The 18360-nt window shown below is 45.7% G+C and carries 13 protein-coding genes; all 13 read left to right on the top strand.

The window, feature by feature from the left end; all coding sequences use genetic code 11:
* Positions 1-139 precede the first annotated feature (139 nt).
* Entirely contained in the window at positions 140-1837 is a 1698-nt protein-coding gene (locus J2X75_RS12920; RefSeq protein WP_310337048.1) for a peptide ABC transporter substrate-binding protein, read from the top strand.
* Between the two features lie 189 nt (positions 1838-2026).
* Positions 2027-2959, top strand: coding sequence for an ABC transporter permease (locus tag J2X75_RS12915; RefSeq protein ID WP_076211567.1), 933 nt, complete (start codon positions 2027-2029; stop codon positions 2957-2959).
* Between the two features lie 47 nt (positions 2960-3006).
* Positions 3007-3888, top strand: a complete 882-nt coding sequence (locus J2X75_RS12910) for an ABC transporter permease (protein ID WP_371129057.1) — start codon at positions 3007-3009, stop codon at positions 3886-3888.
* Positions 3889-3905: 17 nt separating this feature from the next.
* Complete coding sequence (locus tag J2X75_RS12905) at positions 3906-5675, top strand: ABC transporter ATP-binding protein (RefSeq protein WP_150364967.1); 1770 nt, start codon at positions 3906-3908, stop codon at positions 5673-5675.
* 158 nt (positions 5676-5833) lie between these two features.
* Positions 5834-7465, top strand: coding sequence for a bacillithiol biosynthesis cysteine-adding enzyme BshC (gene bshC / locus J2X75_RS12900; protein WP_310337040.1), 1632 nt, complete (start codon positions 5834-5836; stop codon positions 7463-7465).
* A gap of 44 nt (positions 7466-7509) precedes the next feature.
* Positions 7510-8775 carry an adenosylhomocysteinase gene (locus J2X75_RS12895; RefSeq protein WP_310337038.1) on the top strand — a complete coding sequence of 422 codons (1266 nt, stop codon included), beginning with the start codon at positions 7510-7512 and terminating at the stop codon, positions 8773-8775.
* Between the two features lie 273 nt (positions 8776-9048).
* A complete protein-coding gene (mraZ, locus tag J2X75_RS12890) occupies positions 9049-9486 on the top strand; it encodes a division/cell wall cluster transcriptional repressor MraZ (RefSeq protein WP_017687291.1) in 438 nt (145 codons plus the stop codon).
* A gap of 18 nt (positions 9487-9504) precedes the next feature.
* The gene (rsmH, locus tag J2X75_RS12885; protein ID WP_091014057.1) at positions 9505-10455 is read left to right on the top strand and encodes a 16S rRNA (cytosine(1402)-N(4))-methyltransferase RsmH; all 951 of its coding nucleotides are present in this window, start codon (positions 9505-9507) and stop codon (positions 10453-10455) included.
* A 27-nt stretch (positions 10456-10482) separates the two neighbouring features.
* Positions 10483-10911, top strand: coding sequence for a hypothetical protein (locus tag J2X75_RS12880; protein ID WP_036674831.1), 429 nt, complete (start codon positions 10483-10485; stop codon positions 10909-10911).
* 12 nt (positions 10912-10923) lie between these two features.
* Positions 10924-13266 carry a penicillin-binding transpeptidase domain-containing protein gene (locus J2X75_RS12875; RefSeq protein ID WP_310337031.1) on the top strand — a complete coding sequence of 781 codons (2343 nt, stop codon included), beginning with the start codon at positions 10924-10926 and terminating at the stop codon, positions 13264-13266.
* A 94-nt stretch (positions 13267-13360) separates the two neighbouring features.
* Entirely contained in the window at positions 13361-15313 is a 1953-nt protein-coding gene (locus J2X75_RS12870; RefSeq protein WP_036614879.1) for a stage V sporulation protein D, read from the top strand.
* Positions 15314-15453: 140 nt separating this feature from the next.
* On the top strand, positions 15454-16941 hold the full coding sequence (locus J2X75_RS12865; protein ID WP_017687296.1) for a UDP-N-acetylmuramoyl-L-alanyl-D-glutamate--2,6-diaminopimelate ligase: 1488 nt from the start codon (positions 15454-15456) through the stop codon (positions 16939-16941).
* Positions 16941-18353, top strand: a complete 1413-nt coding sequence (locus J2X75_RS12860) for a UDP-N-acetylmuramoyl-tripeptide--D-alanyl-D-alanine ligase (RefSeq protein ID WP_310337646.1) — start codon at positions 16941-16943, stop codon at positions 18351-18353. Before J2X75_RS12865 ends, J2X75_RS12860 begins: the two co-directional genes overlap by 1 nt.
* Positions 18354-18360: the final 7 nt, after the last annotated feature.

The following is an 18360-nucleotide window of genomic DNA, read 5'->3' as shown; positions in this document are numbered from 1 at the left end:
AAAGAGGCAAAAAATGTGTCGATTTTGTCGAAAACTGAAAAAAACATTACTTTCTGAAAAAGTAATGTAGATTTTTTTGACCGGTGGTTGTATAATCTATAAACATATAAACCATATCAATTTAGGGGGAACGTGTTAGATGAAAAGGAAAAGTCTATTAGTCCTTTTGACGCTGATTTTGGCGTTCGGTACCGTACTTGCAGCGTGCGGATCGAAAAACGAAGGCACAGGTAACACCGATACTGGTTCTGCAAGCGAAGGAAATGGTCTTGCTAAAGATCAAATTCTGAAAATCAACCTGTCAGCTGAACCTCCTACGTTGGACCCGGCTCAAGCAAAAGACAGCCAAACCAACACAGTTCTGAAATTCTTGTATGAAGGTCTTGTACGCATCGATGCTGATGGTAAAGAACAAGCGGGCGTAGCTAAAGACTGGACAATCTCCGAAGATGGTTTGAAATATGTTTTCAACCTGAACCCGGATGCTAAGTGGAGCAACGGTGATGCAATCACTGCCGAAGACTTTGTTCGTTCTTGGGAACGTGCTTTGAAACCGGAAACAGCTTCTCCATATGCATACCAATTGTACTATATTAAAGGCGCTGAAGGTTACAACCTCAGCAAAGATGAAACATACAAAGGTACTAAAGTCACAGATTTCTCACAAGTAGGCGTTAAAGCTACTGATGAGCACACATTGGAAGTAACGTTGGAAAACCCAACACCTTACTTCTTGGGTCTGACAGCATTCTACACGTACTACCCTGTACATGCATCTGCTGACACAAATGACAAATTCTTCACAGACTACAAAAACATGATCGTTAACGGACCATTTGTAATGGATCAATATTCTAAAGGTCAAAAAATTGTTGTGAAGAAAAACGATGGTTACCATGCAGCTGCCGATATTAAATTGGCTCAAATCGATATGTCTCTGACGAACAGCAGTGCTTCCGAACTGCAAGCTTACAAATCAGGACAATTGGACTACACTGGTGCACCTAACGGTGAAATTCCATCCGACCAAATTCCTTCTGTAAAAGCGGAATTGCCGGACGAGTTCAAAGCTACTGGTATTGCAAGTACGTACTACTATCAGTTCAACGTGAACGAAGCACCATTTAACAACGTTAAAATCCGTAAAGCATTTGCAATGGCAATTCAACGTCAGCTGATTGTTGACAAAGTTACACAAGGTGGACAAATTCCAGCATTCGGCTTTGTACCTCCAGGTATCCGTGGTGAAAACGGCGAATTCCGTGATGAGCACAAAGACGATTACTTCACAGAAAATGTTGAAGAAGCTAAAGCATTGCTTGCTGAAGGTATGAAAGAAGAAGGTTACACAACATTGCCAGCTGTTACGTTGATCTACAACACTAGTGATGGCCACGCTAAAATCGCTTTGGCGGTTGCGGACATGTGGAAACAAAATCTTGGTGTTGATGTGAAAACAGAAAACCAAGAGTGGGGCGTATTCCTTGAGAACCGTCAAAACCAAAACTTCCAAGTAGCTCGTGCAGGTTGGTCTGCTGACTACAACGATCCATACAACTTCTTGGAAATGTGGACTACTGGAAACACAAACAATGATTCCAAATTCAGCAACGAACAGTATGACAAAGATGTTAAAGAAACTGTAAAATCTGCTGATCCAGCTACACGTATGGCTGCATTTGCTGACGCTGAGAAAATCCTGATTCAAGATGAAATGGGCGTTATGCCAATCTATTATTACACTAACGTATCTTTGACTAAGCCTTACCTGAAAGGTGTACAACTTGATTTCAGTGGAGCTATTGACTACACTCGTGCATATCTGGAAGAGAAATAAGTTGTTCTGAAGTCTAATATGAATACTTCGGGATATATATGTGGAATTCCATATATATCCCGATTTTTTGTATGTGCACCGATTTTCCTTATAATTCTTGAAATTTCCGATAAATGGATTGGACTTTATTTCTGTCTAATTCTACAATCGATTTGTATACAAAATATTGTTTGTGGAGGTGTGCAAGGGTTGGTTAAGTATGTGTTGAAAAAACTATTATTTATGCTGCTATCGCTTTTCATACTCGCATCTGCAACCTTCTTCCTGATGAAGGCTATTCCGGGTGACCCTTTTACATCCGAGAAAAAAGTATCGCCTGAAATTCGGGTCTTGCTGGAACAGAAGTATGGATTGGACAAACCGATGTATGAACAATACCTGAAGTATATGGGTGGAATCCTTAAGGGAGATTTCGGAGTCTCAATGAAATATCTCAATCGAGATGTAGCCGGAATGATCGGCGAAACATTCACCGCTTCGCTGAAGCTTGGAGTGTTTGCAATTGTTATCTCCATTATCGTGGGTGTTTTGCTGGGCCTTATTGCGGCAGTTTACCATCGTAAACTCATTGATGATATCACGATGATCCTCGCTGTCATAGGTATAGCTGTTCCGAGCTTCTTGCTTGCTTCACTATTGCAGTATCTCTTTGCTACTAAATTAGGCTGGTTTAACGTTATGGGCTTTGATGGTCCATTGGATTACGTTCTTCCGGTTGCAGCGCTATCTGCATCTCCGATTGCTTTTATCGCTCGTTTGACGCGTTCGAGCATGCTTGAAGTCTTACATGCAGATTATATCAAAACAGCTAAAGCCAAAGGTCTGAAATGGCCTGCAATTATGTTTAAACACGTTGTAAGAAACGGTATTCTACCGGTAGTAACTTATGTTGGTCCAATGACAGCGAATATCATCACAGGTTCCGTTGTAATTGAACAGATCTTTAACATCGGGGGAATTGGTAAAGTATTCGTAGAGAGTATCACAAACCGTGATTACACTATGATCATGGGGATTACAATTTTCTATGGTATCCTCCTGATGTTGGCTCGTTTCTTTACGGATATCGCTTACGTGCTGATTGATCCTAGAATTAAGCTGGAAAGCCGGAAGGGGGCATAACGTTGTCTGGCACGAATAATAAAAAGAATGAAACGGCGAACACGAACCTGACTAGTCAGGCAGCGGTTAAACCGCAAGAAAGTGTATCCCTTTTTAAAGATGCCATGTACAGACTTGCAACCAATAAGGCTGCTATGATAAGTCTGGGTGTATTGGTTCTTGTCGTGATTTTCTCTTTGATTGGTCCAACTTCTTTGTTTACAAGTTATAATTATTATTCCAATGATTTGTTGAATGCCAATGCAGCGCCGAGTGCGGAGCACTGGTTCGGTACGGACGAGCTTGGTCGTGACGTGTGGGTAAGAACTTGGGTAGGAGCACGTGTATCCCTAACTGTAGGTTTGGCCGCAGCCTTGATTGACCTTGTTATCGGGGTTATTTATGGAGCGATCATGGGTTTCTACGGTGGACGTGTAGATGGAATTATGAACAAGTTTTCCGAAATCCTCTACTCCTTGCCGTACATGCTTGTTGTAATTTTGTTGCTGGTTGTACTGGAACCAAGTCTGACAACGATTATCATTGCCCTCACCATCACAGGCTGGATCAGCATGTCTTGGATTGTGCGTGGTGAGATTATGCAACTCAAAAACAGAGACTTTATTCTTGCTGCAAGGTCCATGGGAGCAAGCACAGGGCGTCAATTGTTCCGTCATTTGCTGCCCAATGCAATAGGACCGATTCTTGTAACATTGACATTGTCTATTCCAAATGCAATCTTTGCCGAAGCGTTCCTGAGCTTCCTTGGATTGGGTGTATCTGCACCAAGATCTTCACTTGGTTCTATGATCAATGATGCACTTACAGGCTGGACGCTATTCCCGTGGCGGATGTGGTTCCCAGCAGGTCTGATGGTTCTTACAATGCTTGCATTTAACTTGCTCGGAGACGGTCTGCGTGACGCACTCGATCCGAAATTACGTAAATAGAAATAGGAGGTGGGATTATGGAGCCGATTTTAACAGTCAAAGACCTGAGTGTGTCGTTCTCAACACGTTCTGGTGAATTTGATGCCGTTAAAAATGTGAGTTTTGAAATTGGCAAAGGAGAGACGCTGGGGATCGTAGGTGAATCGGGTAGTGGTAAGAGTGTTACCGCCCAAACCATCATGAAATTGATTCCCTCCCCGCCTTCGAAGGTCAAAAGCGGAGAAATTACTTTTCACGGGCAAGACCTGCTGAATAAGACAGACAAACAAATGGAAGCGATTCGTGGTAAAGATATCGGTATGATCTTCCAAGATCCAATGACTTCATTGAATCCTACCATTAAAATTGGCAAACAAATTACTGAAGTATTGCGCAAGCATCAGAACATGTCCAAACAAGCGGCGAATAAAGCGGCTTTGGAGATGCTGGAACTTGTAGGTATTAAAAATGCGGCTATTCGCATGAATCATTATCCTCACCAATTCTCTGGTGGTATGCGTCAGCGTGCCATGATTGCGATCGCACTTGCATGTCGTCCATCTCTTCTGATTGCGGATGAACCGACAACTGCACTTGACGTTACAATTCAGGCTCAAATTCTGGATGTCATGAAAGACATGCAGCAAAAGCTGGGAACATCGATTATGCTGATTACGCATGACCTTGGTGTCGTAGCGGGTATGTGTGACCGTGTTGTTGTTATGAAGGAAGGCGAAGTTGTTGAAACAGGAACAACTGCTGAAATCTTTAGTAACCCTCAACATCCATACACCATTAAATTGCTGAATGCTCTGCCTCGTCTGGACGAGCCCAAAAAGGAAAAACCAGCTCCGGCTGGTATTATCAAAGGCAGCAATAAGCCTCTGGTACAAGTGAAAAACTTGAAACAGTACTTTAATTTGGGTAAAGGTAACATTCTCAAAGCGGTCAATGACGTAAGCTTTGATATCTTTGAAGGTGAAACACTTGGCGTTGTAGGCGAGTCCGGCTGTGGTAAATCCACAACAGGTCGTACCATTCTGCGTCTTTACGAGCCAACTGGTGGAAATGTTAACTTTAACGGAACGGATATCTACAAGTTGTCTCCGCGCAAAATGAAAGAAATGCGTAAAGATATGCAGATGATCTTCCAAGATCCATATGCATCCCTTAACCCGCGTTTCAACGTAATGGATATTATCGGGGAGTCCCTCGATATTCATGGTCTGGCTTCCAGCTCTAAAGAGCGCAAGAGACGAGTGGAGGAGCTGCTTGATCTGGTAGGTTTGAACCCAAGTCATGCACTGCGTTATCCACATGAATTCTCCGGTGGTCAAAGACAACGGATCGGGATTGCGCGTGCACTTGCTGTAGACCCTAAATTCATCATCTGTGATGAGCCATTGTCTGCACTGGATGTATCCATTCAGGCGCAGGTCGTTAAATTGCTTGAAGAACTTCAGCAACGTCTCGGCTTGACGTACCTGTTTATTGCGCATGACTTGTCGATGGTTAAACATATCAGTGACCGTGTCGCTGTAATGTACATGGGTAAAGTGGTTGAGCTCGCAGAAAGTGAAGAACTGTATGCGAACCCTGTCCACCCTTATACCAAAACATTGCTTTCAGCAATCCCTGTACCTGATCCGGAAGTGGAAGCGAACAAACGTCGCATTTTGCTGCCGGAAGAGCATATGAGCCCGATTCAGAATGGATCCGGTGGTCCTGCAAATGACCCGTACAACCTGGAAAATGCTCAATTGATTGAGGTTTCCAAAGGTCACTGGGTTGCAGAACCTTACGTATAATAGGAATATTAAAGCGATATGCTATTATTGATGTATTAAATGCCGCCGACTCGTTCGGCGGTTTTTTTTTGTATTTTAATCACTTTCTTTTGACGAAGCGGCCTTGAATTCGGTACAATCAAGAAAGGCTCTTTGAAGCAGAATAGGAGGCAGACCTCATGAACGGTATTACCGAGGCACTCCGCAGCGGATCAAGACTTGCAGAAGATTATATCTGTTCAAGAGATGCTGCGCGTGGCCTTTACGAGTATGACATTCGCTGGGAATCAGGACTTCAGGCGCGTGCCGAGTGGCTGGACCAATCGGAAAACACACGTATTGATCGTCGTGATCTGGCAGAGTATTTACGTATATATAATAAGCGGGTGAACGACCATGGAGAGGTTCATGCGTCCATCACACGTCTTGCAGAACAAGATGCACTAGTGGTTACAGGAGGACAGCAGAGCGGTCTGCTCACCGGACCACTGTTCGTCATATACAAAGCCGCCAGCGTAGTGGCAGCTGCGCGTGAAGCGGAAGAAAGACTTCAACGCCCGGTAGTCCCAGTATTTTGGATTGCCGGTGAAGACCATGACTGGGATGAGGTTAACCACACATATCTACCTGATCATCAGGGAGACATGAAGAAGGTCAAGTTACAAGGACGATTCGCAGGAAGGGATTCTGTGAGTAATGTTCATGTGGATTCGCAGCAGTGGGTGAATGTACTCGAACAGGTGGAACATCTTTTACCTGATACGATACATAAACCAGGACTGATGAAATGCATCACAGAGATCCATCAATCCAGTTCAAATCTGAGTGATGCATTTGCCCGCATGATATCTGCCTTGTTTGCCAGTAGTGGACTTGTTCTAATGGATGCATCGGATCCAGATTTACGCAGGTTGGAACAGCCCGTGTTTGAGCGGTTGATACGAAAAAATGAAGTGCTGCGCAGCGCATACACACAAGGCGCTTCGCTGGTACAACAAGCTGGTTATGCTATGCCTGCCGAAGTAGCGGAGGATGGAGCCAATCTGTTCTACATTCATGAAGGTACGCGTCTGCTCTTGTTGTTGAAGGACGGTTTATATAGTGATCGCAAAGGTTTGGTTTCTTTCACAGAGGAGCGTTTGCTTCAGGAACTGGAAGAACATCCGGAGCGCTTCAGTAACAACGTATTGACGCGACCTTTAATGCAAGATTCCGTACTGCCTGTAGCCGCTGTTATTTTGGGGCAAGGTGAAATTGCATATTGGGGTTTGACTCGGGAAGCATTCCGTCAGTTCGGCCTGCAAATGCCCATTTTGTTGCCGCGGTTGTCCTTCACCATTATGGAAGATATTCATCATAAACATATGAAACAATATGGGCTTTCTTTCCAGGATGTACAATATCATATGGAAGAAAAGAAAGAACAGTGGCTCGCACAACAGGAGACGTTCCAGGTAGATGAACAGTTTGACAAGGTACAGGAAGCATTCCTTGAACTGTATGGACCGTTGCTAGATGAGATCGCGGAGATTCATCCGGGGCTGGAACGAATTGGCGATACCAATTTGAGTAAAATCAACGAGCAAATGCAGTATCTGAAACAGCAGACTCACAAAGCCATTGAAGATAAACATAATGTGAGTCTAAGGCACTGGAACGGCATTCAGAACTCCTTATTCCCAACGGGCAAACCACAGGAACGAGTACATAATGCACTCTTTTACCTGAATCGTTATGGCTCCGAGTGGATCGATGAACTGATTAAGGCCTCAAGCGAATTCCTTGGAGAGCACAAGGTTATTGCACTATAGAGCCCTTTATAATAGAAGAAACACATAAACAAGGAGGATATGGAATGACTACATCTGCGTTGCAAAACAGTATTGTGAAAGATATGGGACTCGCTTCAGAGGGTCATCTGAAAATTGACTGGGTAGAGGCACATATGCCTGTATTAAACCGCATTCGTTGCCAGTTCGAACAGGATCTGCCTTTCAAAGGTTTGAAGGTCGCGATTTGTCTTCATTTGGAGGCGAAAACAGCTTACTTGGCAAAAGTGATTCAAGCGGGTGGGGCGGAAGTAACGATTACGCACAGCAACCCATTGTCTACACAAGATGATGTCTGCGCAGCATTGGTGGAAGACGGCGTTACAGTGTATGCAAAATACAATCCGGAACCTGCGGAATTCAAATCATTGCAACTTCGTGCACTAGAGGTGAAGCCTGATCTCATTATTGATGATGGCGGAGACTTTGCTACCATTATTGCATCCGAGCGCCCTGACCTTGCAGCAACAATTCGCGGCGGAGCAGAAGAAACGACAACGGGTATTATTCGTTTGAAAGCATTGGCGAAAGAAGGCCAATTGAAGTTCCCAATGGTTGCGGTTAATGACGCATACTGCAAGTATCTGTTCGATAATCGCTACGGTACAGGACAATCTGCATTCGACGGAATTATTCGTACAACCAACTTGGTTATCGCTGGTAAAAACGTAGTGGTAGCAGGTTATGGCTGGTGTGGTAAAGGTGTAGCGATGCGGGCCAAAGGTCTTGGAGCGAATGTGATTGTAACCGAGATCGATCCAATTAAAGCGGTAGAAGCACACATGGACGGGTTCCGGGTCATGACGATGGTGGAAGCCGCCAAATTGGGCGATTTCTTTATTGCGGTTACAGGAAATAAGGATGTTATCACGGGTGAGCATTACGATGTGATGAAGGATGGAGCAATCCTGAGTAATGCGGGTCACTTTGATGTTGAAGTGAATAAACCTGAACTGGCCAAACGTTCGGAATCGATTCGCACAGTTCGCCGTAACATTGAGGAATATCGTTTCAAAGATGGTCGTAAAATGTATCTTCTTGCAGAAGGTCGTCTTGTAAACCTGGGTGCAGCAGATGGTCACCCTGCCGAAATCATGGATACGACGTTTGCCCTGCAGGCACTTGGTCTGCGTTATGTAAGTGAGAACTATGAAAACTTGGGTAAAAACGTTGTTAATGTACCTTATGATATTGACCAGCAGGTTGCCAGCTATAAACTTGAAAGCCTGAATATTGGCATCGACTCCTTGTCAGTTGAGCAAGAGAAATACCTGGATAGCTGGAAATTTTAAGCACTATCCAATAATTACAAGCTGATGAAATGATTCAATAGGTATAGAATGGTATATTGATGATATGGCTCATGTGCGGGTAGATATAAGATTGCCCGTTTAAGGGAAGCGTCTTTGATCCTGAGTGACAGGATCAAGGACGTTTTTTTATGCTGAAAAATTAAAAAATCAAGTAATGCAAGAAGGGTTTTGATTTTTTTGTGCGAATCTATTATGCTTAGGTGGTGGAAAGTGGGGCAAAGTGGGAGAAACGGGTGAGGAGTGAGTGGGCCAATGTTTATGGGGGAGTTCCAACATAGCATTGATGATAAGGGTCGGGTTATCATTCCGGCTAAATTCCGCGAATCTCTGGGACCGTCTTTCGTTGTCACACGGGGTTTGGACCAGTGTCTTTTCGTGTACCCCATGGAGGAGTGGGGGGTCATGGAACAGAAGCTCAAAGCACTGCCATTGATGAAATCTGATGCACGTGCGTTTACCCGGTTTTTTTTCTCGGGTGCAACCGAATGTGAACTGGACAAACAGGGCAGGGTAAATCTGCCGGGCAATTTAAGAGAGTATGCCAAGCTGGACAAGGATTGTGTTGTTCTTGGCGTGTCGAACCGGGTGGAGATTTGGAGCAAAGGCATATGGGAGAGTTATTTCAATCAATCCGAAGAAGCATTCAACGACATTGCCGAAAAGCTGGTCGATTTTAATTTTGATTTATAAAGTCAGGAGGGGTGCAGGTTGTTTCACCACATAACCGTACTCAAAGAAGAGGCAACAGAGGGATTAAACATCAAGCAGGACGGTATATACGTGGACTGCACTTTAGGTGGTGGCGGTCATAGCTCCGTGATTGCTTCCAAGCTCGGTCCAGGGGGACGTTTGATCGCACTTGATCAGGATGATTGGGCTTTGGATAATGCTCGCGAGAAGCTCGCTGCTTATGGAGAACGTGTAACATTGGTGAAAACCAATTTTCGAGATCTGGAACAGGTACTCAAGGATCTGGATGTACCAATGATGGATGGTGTGCCACAGGTCGACGGTATTTTGTACGACTTGGGTGTGTCATCTCCGCAATTTGATGAAGGAGAACGTGGATTCAGTTACAATCACGATGCTCCGCTCGATATGCGAATGGACCAGGATGCAATGCTGACGGCCAAAGAGATTGTGAATGAGTGGCCAGAAGAAGAGATTGCTCGAATTTTGTATCGCTATGGTGAAGAGAAGTTTTCGAGAAGAATTGCCCGTGTTATCGTCGGAAAACGAGCGCAGTCTACCATTGAGACGACAGGTGAACTCGTGGAACTGATCAAGGAAGGCATCCCGGCGGCAGCTCGACGTACTGGTGGACATCCTGCCAAACGCAGCTTCCAGGCACTACGCATTGCCGTCAACGATGAGTTGGGTGCGTTTGAGGAAGGCTTGCATCAGGCTGTTCGTTGTCTGGCACCAGGAGGACGTGTATCTGTTATTACCTTCCACTCCCTTGAGGATCGGATATGTAAACAGATTTTCAGCAGTTATCTGGAAAAATGTACATGTCCACCCGATTTTCCGTTGTGTGTATGCGGCGGCAAGGGGACCCTGCGATTAGTTAACAGAAAACCGTTGATTCCAACGGAAACGGAATTGACCGAAAATTCACGTGCTCGTTCAGCCAAGCTGCGCGTAGCCGAGAAATTGTAGATCAAGAGTGGAGGAGAGAATCGGAGTATGGCATATACACGTGGTAATCTCGCTGTAAAAGAAAAAGCGTCCCAGGAACGTGTGACCCAGCAACGATACAAAGAAACCACCAAAGTGGTGACCCGTCGTACGGGTCTTCCGGCACGCGAGAAGATTTTGTATCTGATTACCCTGGTTGCGGTCATCCTTGTTGGAGGAGCCTTGATGTCTCGTTATGCTCATATCTATGATCTGAACAAGCAGGCTCAGTCCACTATTTCGGATATCAAGGGGTATGAAAAGACGATTGCAGACCTGCAGGTAGAAAAAGAAACATTGAACAACCAGGTCATCGAAAATGCAAAACAACTTGGTTACGTTGAAGCTTCCGGTAAGGATGTCATTTATGTGCCTCGCTCAACAAGTACGAAATCAACTGGTACTGAGTCATCCTCGAATACAGCAAGCAGTAAGTAAAGAGGTGTTCCGATGATAAAAAGAATAAAGATGCGCACGTTGCTTATAGGGGGATGTATTACCCTCTTTTTTCTTGTACTCGTAACCCGAATCTTTTTCATTCAAGTTGTGAATGGCGGTGTATGGCAGGAACGGGCAGCCGGTTTGGTAGAGCGGGAACAGACGATTAAGGCAGCACGTGGGACGATTACGGATCGCAATGGTAACGTTCTGGCTACTGATTCGCCTGCATACACGGTTTCCGTGAATCCTCTATTAATTAATGAACTTGGGATTCAGGATGTAGTGACAGAAAAGCTCTCAGCCCTTCTTGGGAAAAATGAGAGTGAGATGCGTGCTCTGGTCACAGCGAAGAAAAAAGATGGTGAATTCTTTCAACAGCGTGAAGTACGCAGTGAAGGATATAAGATAAGTCCTGTGCTTGCGGAAAAAGTCAACGAACTGCGTGAGGAATTACAAGAAGAATACAAGGCTCGTAATGCCATTGTCATGGCTCAAGAGTCGAAGCGTTTTTACCCTGAAGAAACACTTGCTTCTCACCTCTTGGGATATATGAGCCGTGATGGGAAAGCTGTCAATGGACTTGAAGTCTCATATGATGAAACACTGACAGGTACAGACGGATATCTGAATTATCAGAAGGATGCCAAAGGCATTAAACTTCCGGATTCACAGGATAACTATCTGCCACCACAGAACGGTAAGAACCTTACGCTGACCATCGATGATACGATCCAGTTCTACATTGAGGATGCAATGAAAGAAGCCGTTGCCAAGTATAACCCATTGAGCATGACGGTCATTGCTGCGGACCCAAACACCATGGAGATTCTGGGGATGGCCAACTGGCCAACTTTTAATCCGAATACGTATGGGAGTACACCTGATCAAAAGAATTTTATAAACCATGCTACTCAATCCATCTATGAGCCAGGTAGTACATTCAAAATAGTTACGCTAGCAGGGGCTGTAGAAGAAAAACTCTTTGATCCCAATGCAAGTTTTGAATCCAAACGCATGTATATTGGTGGTTTCCCAATTAGTGATAATGGTCATGCCTATGGTTGGATCTCGTATCTCGAAGGTGTCAAACGGTCAAGTAACATTGCTTTTGTTAACTTGGGTTACAACATGCTTGGTGGTGAACGTCTGCGTCATTACATAGACGAATTCGGTTTCGGCAAAAAGACGGGTATTGATCTGCCAAATGAGGCAGCGTCCCCGATCAAGCCACTGGTTTACAAATCCGAGATTGCCACGGCAGCCTATGGGCATGGTCTTGTGCAGGTAACACCAATTCAACAGGTCGCAGCCATCTCTGCGATTGCCAACGGCGGAAAATTGCTGGAGCCACATCTGGTGAAGGAGATCAAGAACCCGAATGATGGGACAACGGAAGTGATCAAACCCAAAGTTGTTCGTCAGGTGATTTCCAAGGAATCTTCCAAGCTGGTGAGCGGTTATCTGGAACAAGTGGTTGCAGACCAAACGATTGGTACCGGTCGTAACGCCTATATTGAAGGTTACCGTGTAGCTGGTAAGACAGGTACGGCAAGAAAGGTTGTTAACGGAGCATACAGCAAGTCAAAAGACGTTGTATCGTTTATTGGATTCGCGCCCGTGAATAATCCGAAGATTGCTATACTTGTTGTCATTGACCAACCGGATGGAACCAACATTGGGGGAGGAACCGCAGCTGCGCCGGTGTTCAAAAAGATTGTCAGCCAGACTCTTCAATACATGGGAATACCCAAAGATACAGCCAAAACTCCTGACAAAAAGTCAAAAGAAGTCTCTGTCGTGCAAGCCAAGGCACCTGACTTGAGTGGCAAGACAGCCAAACAGGCCAGAAGCCAGCTTCTAAGCGCAGGTATTGCTTATGTGACTCTTGGTCAAGGTGATAATGTAATTCGGCAGTATCCGGTTGCTGGCGCTTCTATGAATCCAGGACAACGAATCTATCTGCTAACGGAAGAAAGCAGCAAGATGAAGATTCCCGATCTAACAGGTGAATCTCTCCGTGATGCCCTTGAAGTGCTTTCTCTCATGAAGGTGGGGGTTACGGTCAAGGGTGAGGGCTATGTCGTGAAGCAAACCGAGCAGGTCGCAGGTGAGCAGAGAACTGTGCAGTTGAACTTGCAAACTGCCAAAGCTGCAGTGACAGGTATAGCCGATGAGGCTCCGATCTCTTCTGATCCGTCGTCAGAAGCTGAAGTGGAGGAACAAGAGCCTTCGGGCGGAGAAGGTAAAACCGACGGAACAGACAAAACAGATAAAACAGATAACAACAAGGCTCCTGCCAATGAATCCGAATCCTCTAATGATCCAGCCACAAACGGAGCTTCGCTTCCATAGGGAGCTCTGACAGCTTGTTCTAACCCCCGGTTGTCCTGAATATTCATGAATGGAACGAATGTCATGATTTTGGGACGAGTGGGGGGATCTTTTCGTGAAAGGATCAAGCGTAAATCTGCGGCGCAGGTTGCTATGGAGTTTAATGATTTTAGTTTTGTTATTTTCGGCCCTGATGATCAGGCTTGCTTATGTACAGCTCGGGGAAGGCCCTGAATTGTCAGCAAAAGCAGAAGAATCCTGGCGGCGTAATATTCCTTACTCAGCCAAGCGGGGGGAGATCCTGGATCGAAATGGAACCTCTCTGGCCTATAATGTGACAACACCGACCATTATGGCCATTCCGGCTCAGGTTAAAGAAGCTGAAACGACAGCTAAAGCGCTGGCCCCATTGCTTGGGATGACGGAAGAAAAAGTGCTCGCAACCATCAAGAAACGAGAACTCATTGTACGACTACAACCCGGCGGCCGCAAAATTACGATGGAGAAAGCTCAACGCATCCGTGATTTGAAGCTTCCGGGTATCGTTGTTGCTGAGGACAATAAACGTTTTTATCCTTATGATGATTTGGCTGCCCATATTCTTGGTTTTACGGGCATTGATAATCAGGGCTTAACGGGTGTCGAGAAGAAGTATGATGATAAGCTGAATGGTTTGAATGGCAGTGTGTCCTACTTGTCCGATGCGGCCGGAAGGCTAATGCCGGGCTCATCCGAGAAGTATGTGGAACCGAAGGACGGCCTTAACCTCAAGCTGACCATTGATAAATCCATTCAGTCCATCATGGAGAGAGAACTGGATCAGGCCATGGTGAAGTTTCAGGCGAACTCAGCATTGGCCATAGCGATGAATCCCAAAACGGGTGAAATTTTGGGGATGTCCAGCAGGCCGGGATACGAACCTGCCGATTATCAGCAATATCCAGCGGAGATATACAATCGCAATTTACCGATCTGGATGACCTACGAGCCGGGCTCCACATTTAAGATCATTACTTTGGCAGCAGCGCTTGAAGAGAAAAAGGTCAATCTGCAACAGGATCAATTTTTTGATCCCGGATATGTTGAGGTGGGTGGAGCCCGTCTGCGTTGCTGGAAAAAGGGCGGCCACGGGAGTCAGACCTTCTTACAAGTTGTGGAGAACTCATGTAACCCGGGCTTTGTGGCTTTGGGGCAGAGACTGGGCAAAGAATCGCTCTTCTCCTATATTAAAGATTTTGGTTTCGGTACCAAGACAGGGATCGATCTCAGCGGAGAAGCCAGTGGAATTCTGTTCAAACTGTCCAGAGTGGGACCTGTCGAGCTTGCAACGACTGCTTTTGGTCAAGGTGTATCGGTAACGCCCATTCAGCAAGTAGCAGCTGTGTCAGCGGCCATCAATGGGGGTAAACTTTACAAGCCTTATGTTACGAAAGCGTGGGTCCATCCGGTCACAGGGGAAGTTATGGAAGAAGCCAAGCCGGAACTGGTTCGTCAGGTGATCTCGGAGAATACATCCAAACAAGTACGTGAAGCACTCGAGAGTGTTGTCGCAAAAGGTACCGGGCGTCCGGCATTCATTGATGGATACCGGGTTGGTGGCAAAACAGGTACAGCCCAGAAGGTTATCAACGGACGTTATTCCTCGACTGAGCATATCGTATCCTTTATCGGATTTGCACCGGCAGATGACCCACAGATTGTGGTTTATACCGCAGTGGATAATCCCAAAGGAATTCAGTTCGGAGGTGTGGTTGCCGCCCCGATTGTGCAGAACATCCTTGAAGATGCTTTGCATTATATGAATGTACCTGTTCGGAAAGATCAGGTCGCCAAAGAATACAAGTATGGTGAAACCAAAATCGTGACAGTCCCAGACCTGACAGGAGCTACTGTTGAAGATCTGTACGAAGACCTGAACATGAATTTTATGCTGGCGAAGTCTGGTAGTGGTAAATACGTAATTAATCAGGCACCTAAGCCTGGGGCGAGGGTAGATCAGGGATCAACCATCCGCATTTATATGGGGAATGTACTGAACGATGCACATGATCACACAAAGGATGAATAACAGGACTTAGGGGTAGTTTGAGGCTTCTAGCGCAACAAAATTCATCCAAGTGCGTTTCATTATAGGGTTGTATTGACGATATTAATAAATACAGACATATGTTAAAACAGAAGTATAATTGGAAAAGTGAGGTTATTCATGTGCTTTTAAAACAATTTGCATCGATGCTGACCACCGCCCGCCTCGTGGGCGAATCAAATACAGAATGCCAAAACCTTCAGACAGATTCCCGGCAGGTAAAACCGGGTGATCTGTTTATCTGTCTTCCGGGACATACGGTAGATGGTCATGATTATGCAGAAAAAGCTGTAAATGCTGGTGCAGTTGCATTGGTGGTTGAACGGCAGCTGGATCTGCCTGTACCACAATTGCTGGTGAAGGACAGCCGATTTGCGATGGCTGTTCTGGCAGATTTCTTTTTTGACTCGCCAAGCCAGAAGATGAATATGATTGGTGTAACGGGAACGAACGGAAAAACAACGACCACCTATTTAATTGAAAAAATCATGAGTGATTACGGGCGCAAGACGGGATTGATCGGTACTATTCAAATGCGGTATGACGGTCGCACCTACCCGATGTCAGGAACGACACCAGAGGCGCTTGATCTGCAGCGTAGTCTGCATGATATGGTTCAGAAGGGTACGGACTGTTGTGTTATGGAAGTTTCTTCTCACGCATTGGAACAAGGACGAGTAAAGGGAACAAATTTCCGTACTGCGGTATTTACTAACCTGACGCAAGATCATCTGGACTACCACCATTCCATGGAGGAATATCGCGGGGCCAAAGGATTGTTCTTTGCACGTCTGGGTAACGGTTATACGGAAGATGTTTCACAGCGTAAATTCGCTGTCATCAATGCAGATGATCCGGCTGCGGCTTATTTCATCTCTGTGACTGCGGCTGAAGTGATTACATATGGCATGGGTGAAAAGGCGGATGTACGCGCATCCCAAATCTCAATCACGTCTCAGGGAACTTCTTTCCACGTGGATACATTTGCAGGCAGCACGGATATTCGATTGCGCATGGTAGGCAAATTCAATGTGTACAATGCAATGGCAGCAATCTCTGCAGCGCTGGTGGAAGGTATTCCGCTGGAAGAGATCAAGCGCAGTCTGGAGACGGTTCCGGGCGTGGATGGACGTGTTGAAGGAGTGGACGAAGGACAGCCATTTGCTGTTATTGTCGATTATGCCCATACACCGGATGGACTGGAGAATGTGCTGCGGACGGTGAAGGAATTTGCCGAAGGACGTGTAATTTGCGTGTTTGGCTGTGGTGGTGACAGGGACCGTACCAAACGCCCTCTCATGGGGAAAATTGCTGCGAATTATAGTGATTTTGTACTGGTTACTTCCGATAATCCACGGACAGAAGATCCGGATCTGATTCTCAAAGACATTGAACAGGGCCTGATTGAAGAATCCGTTCCTGCTGAACGTTATACGATGATTGTGGATCGACGCCAGGCGATTCATGAAGCTATTGAAATGGCAAGCCCAGCCGATGTAGTATTGATTGCGGGCAAGGGTCACGAGACCTATCAGATTATCGGCACAACCAAAACCGATTTTGATGACCGAATCATAGCCAAAGAAGCGATAAGGGGCAAATCCAATTGATAAAAAGAACATTGGCACAATTGGCCGAGATGTGTGGAGGAACATTAAGTGACGTTGCCGCTCATGGCAATGTAATGGTTGAAGGGGTGTTTACCGATTCGCGTAAACCTCTGGAAGGCAGTTTATTTATTCCGCTAGTGGGTGAAAGGTTTGACGGACACGAATTTGTGCAAGCCTGTCTAGAGAAGGGGGCTGCAGGCGCGATCTGGCAAAAGGATCATGGTATTCCGCCACAAGGAGCTGTCATTGTTGTTGACGACACACTTGTCGCACTGCAAGCACTCGCATCTGCTTATCTAACGGAGAATAAAGCGGCTGTTGTTGGCATTACAGGCAGCAACGGCAAGACAACAACAAAGGACATCGTTGATGCCATTCTCTCAACGACGTTCAAAGTGCATAAGACGCAAGGCAACTTTAATAATCACATTGGTTTACCACTGACTGTACTAAGCATGGACCCGGATACCGAGATTATCATTTTGGAGATGGGTATGAGTGGTCGCGGGGAAATTAACGATTTGTCGGTTATTGCTCAGCCAGATGTAGCGATTATAACCAATATTGGTGAATCTCATCTGCTTCAGCTGGGGTCCAGATTGGAGATTGCCAGAGCCAAAGCCGAGATTGCCGCGGGATTGAAGTCTGGCGGGTTACTGATCTACAACGGAGACGAGCCTTTAATTGCACAAGTCCTTGAAGAGCCTGCAACGAAACAACCTGTGGGATTACAGCGGTTTACATTTGGTCTGCAATCCGATAATGATGACTATCCTACCGGACTTATGAATGCGCAGAACGGCGTAGTTTTCACCACCAAACAGTCTGGAGAACATGCATTTACGCTACCTCTGCTAGGAACGCATAATGTCGTTAACTGTCTGGCTGCTTTGGCTGTAGCCCGTCATTTCAAAGTGACGACGGAGCAGATTGCAGCGGGATTGTCTCGCTTGAAACTGACAGGCATGCGTATTGAGGTTACTCAAGGCGTTAGTGGTCTAACCCTGCTGAATGATGCATACAATGCAAGTCCAACCTCCATGAAGGCCGCAATTGATGTACTAGAGGGTCTGAAAGGATACCGCATGAAAGTGGCTGTGCTTGGTGATATGCTTGAACTTGGACCTGAAGAACAGAATCTGCATCTTGGAATTGGTGAGTATATTACATCTGCCAAAATGGACATGGTGCTCGTATATGGTCACCTATCAGCACATATTGCTGAAGGAGCAAGAAAGCATATGCCGGCAGAGGCTGTGCATGCTTTTATAGATAAAGAAGAAATGACCCGTTATCTACTGGAGAAACTACATCCCAGAGACGTTGTCTTGTTCAAAGCCTCAAGAGGCATGAAGCTGGAGGACGTGGTCGAAGCATTACAAATAGCACCATTACAGAATCGAGTAGACTAGAGGGGTG

This window comes from Paenibacillus sp. 2003, from assembly GCF_031455635.1.
Taxonomy (GTDB): domain Bacteria; phylum Bacillota; class Bacilli; order Paenibacillales; family Paenibacillaceae; genus Paenibacillus; species Paenibacillus amylolyticus_B.
Note: the sequence above shows the minus strand (reverse complement) of the source record. Positions and strands in the feature narration are given on the sequence as shown.

Coding starts and splice junctions, on each gene's coding strand:
- J2X75_RS12920 (WP_310337048.1), top strand. CDS start 140: ATGAAAAGGAAAAGTCTATTAGTCCTTTTGACGCTGATTTTGGCGTTC.
- J2X75_RS12905 (WP_150364967.1), top strand. CDS start 3,906: ATGGAGCCGATTTTAACAGTCAAAGACCTGAGTGTGTCGTTCTCAACA.
- bshC (WP_310337040.1), top strand. CDS start 5,834: ATGAACGGTATTACCGAGGCACTCCGCAGCGGATCAAGACTTGCAGAA.
- J2X75_RS12895 (WP_310337038.1), top strand. CDS start 7,510: ATGACTACATCTGCGTTGCAAAACAGTATTGTGAAAGATATGGGACTC.
- mraZ (WP_017687291.1), top strand. CDS start 9,049: ATGTTTATGGGGGAGTTCCAACATAGCATTGATGATAAGGGTCGGGTT.
- J2X75_RS12880 (WP_036674831.1), top strand. CDS start 10,483: ATGGCATATACACGTGGTAATCTCGCTGTAAAAGAAAAAGCGTCCCAG.
- J2X75_RS12875 (WP_310337031.1), top strand. CDS start 10,924: ATGATAAAAAGAATAAAGATGCGCACGTTGCTTATAGGGGGATGTATT.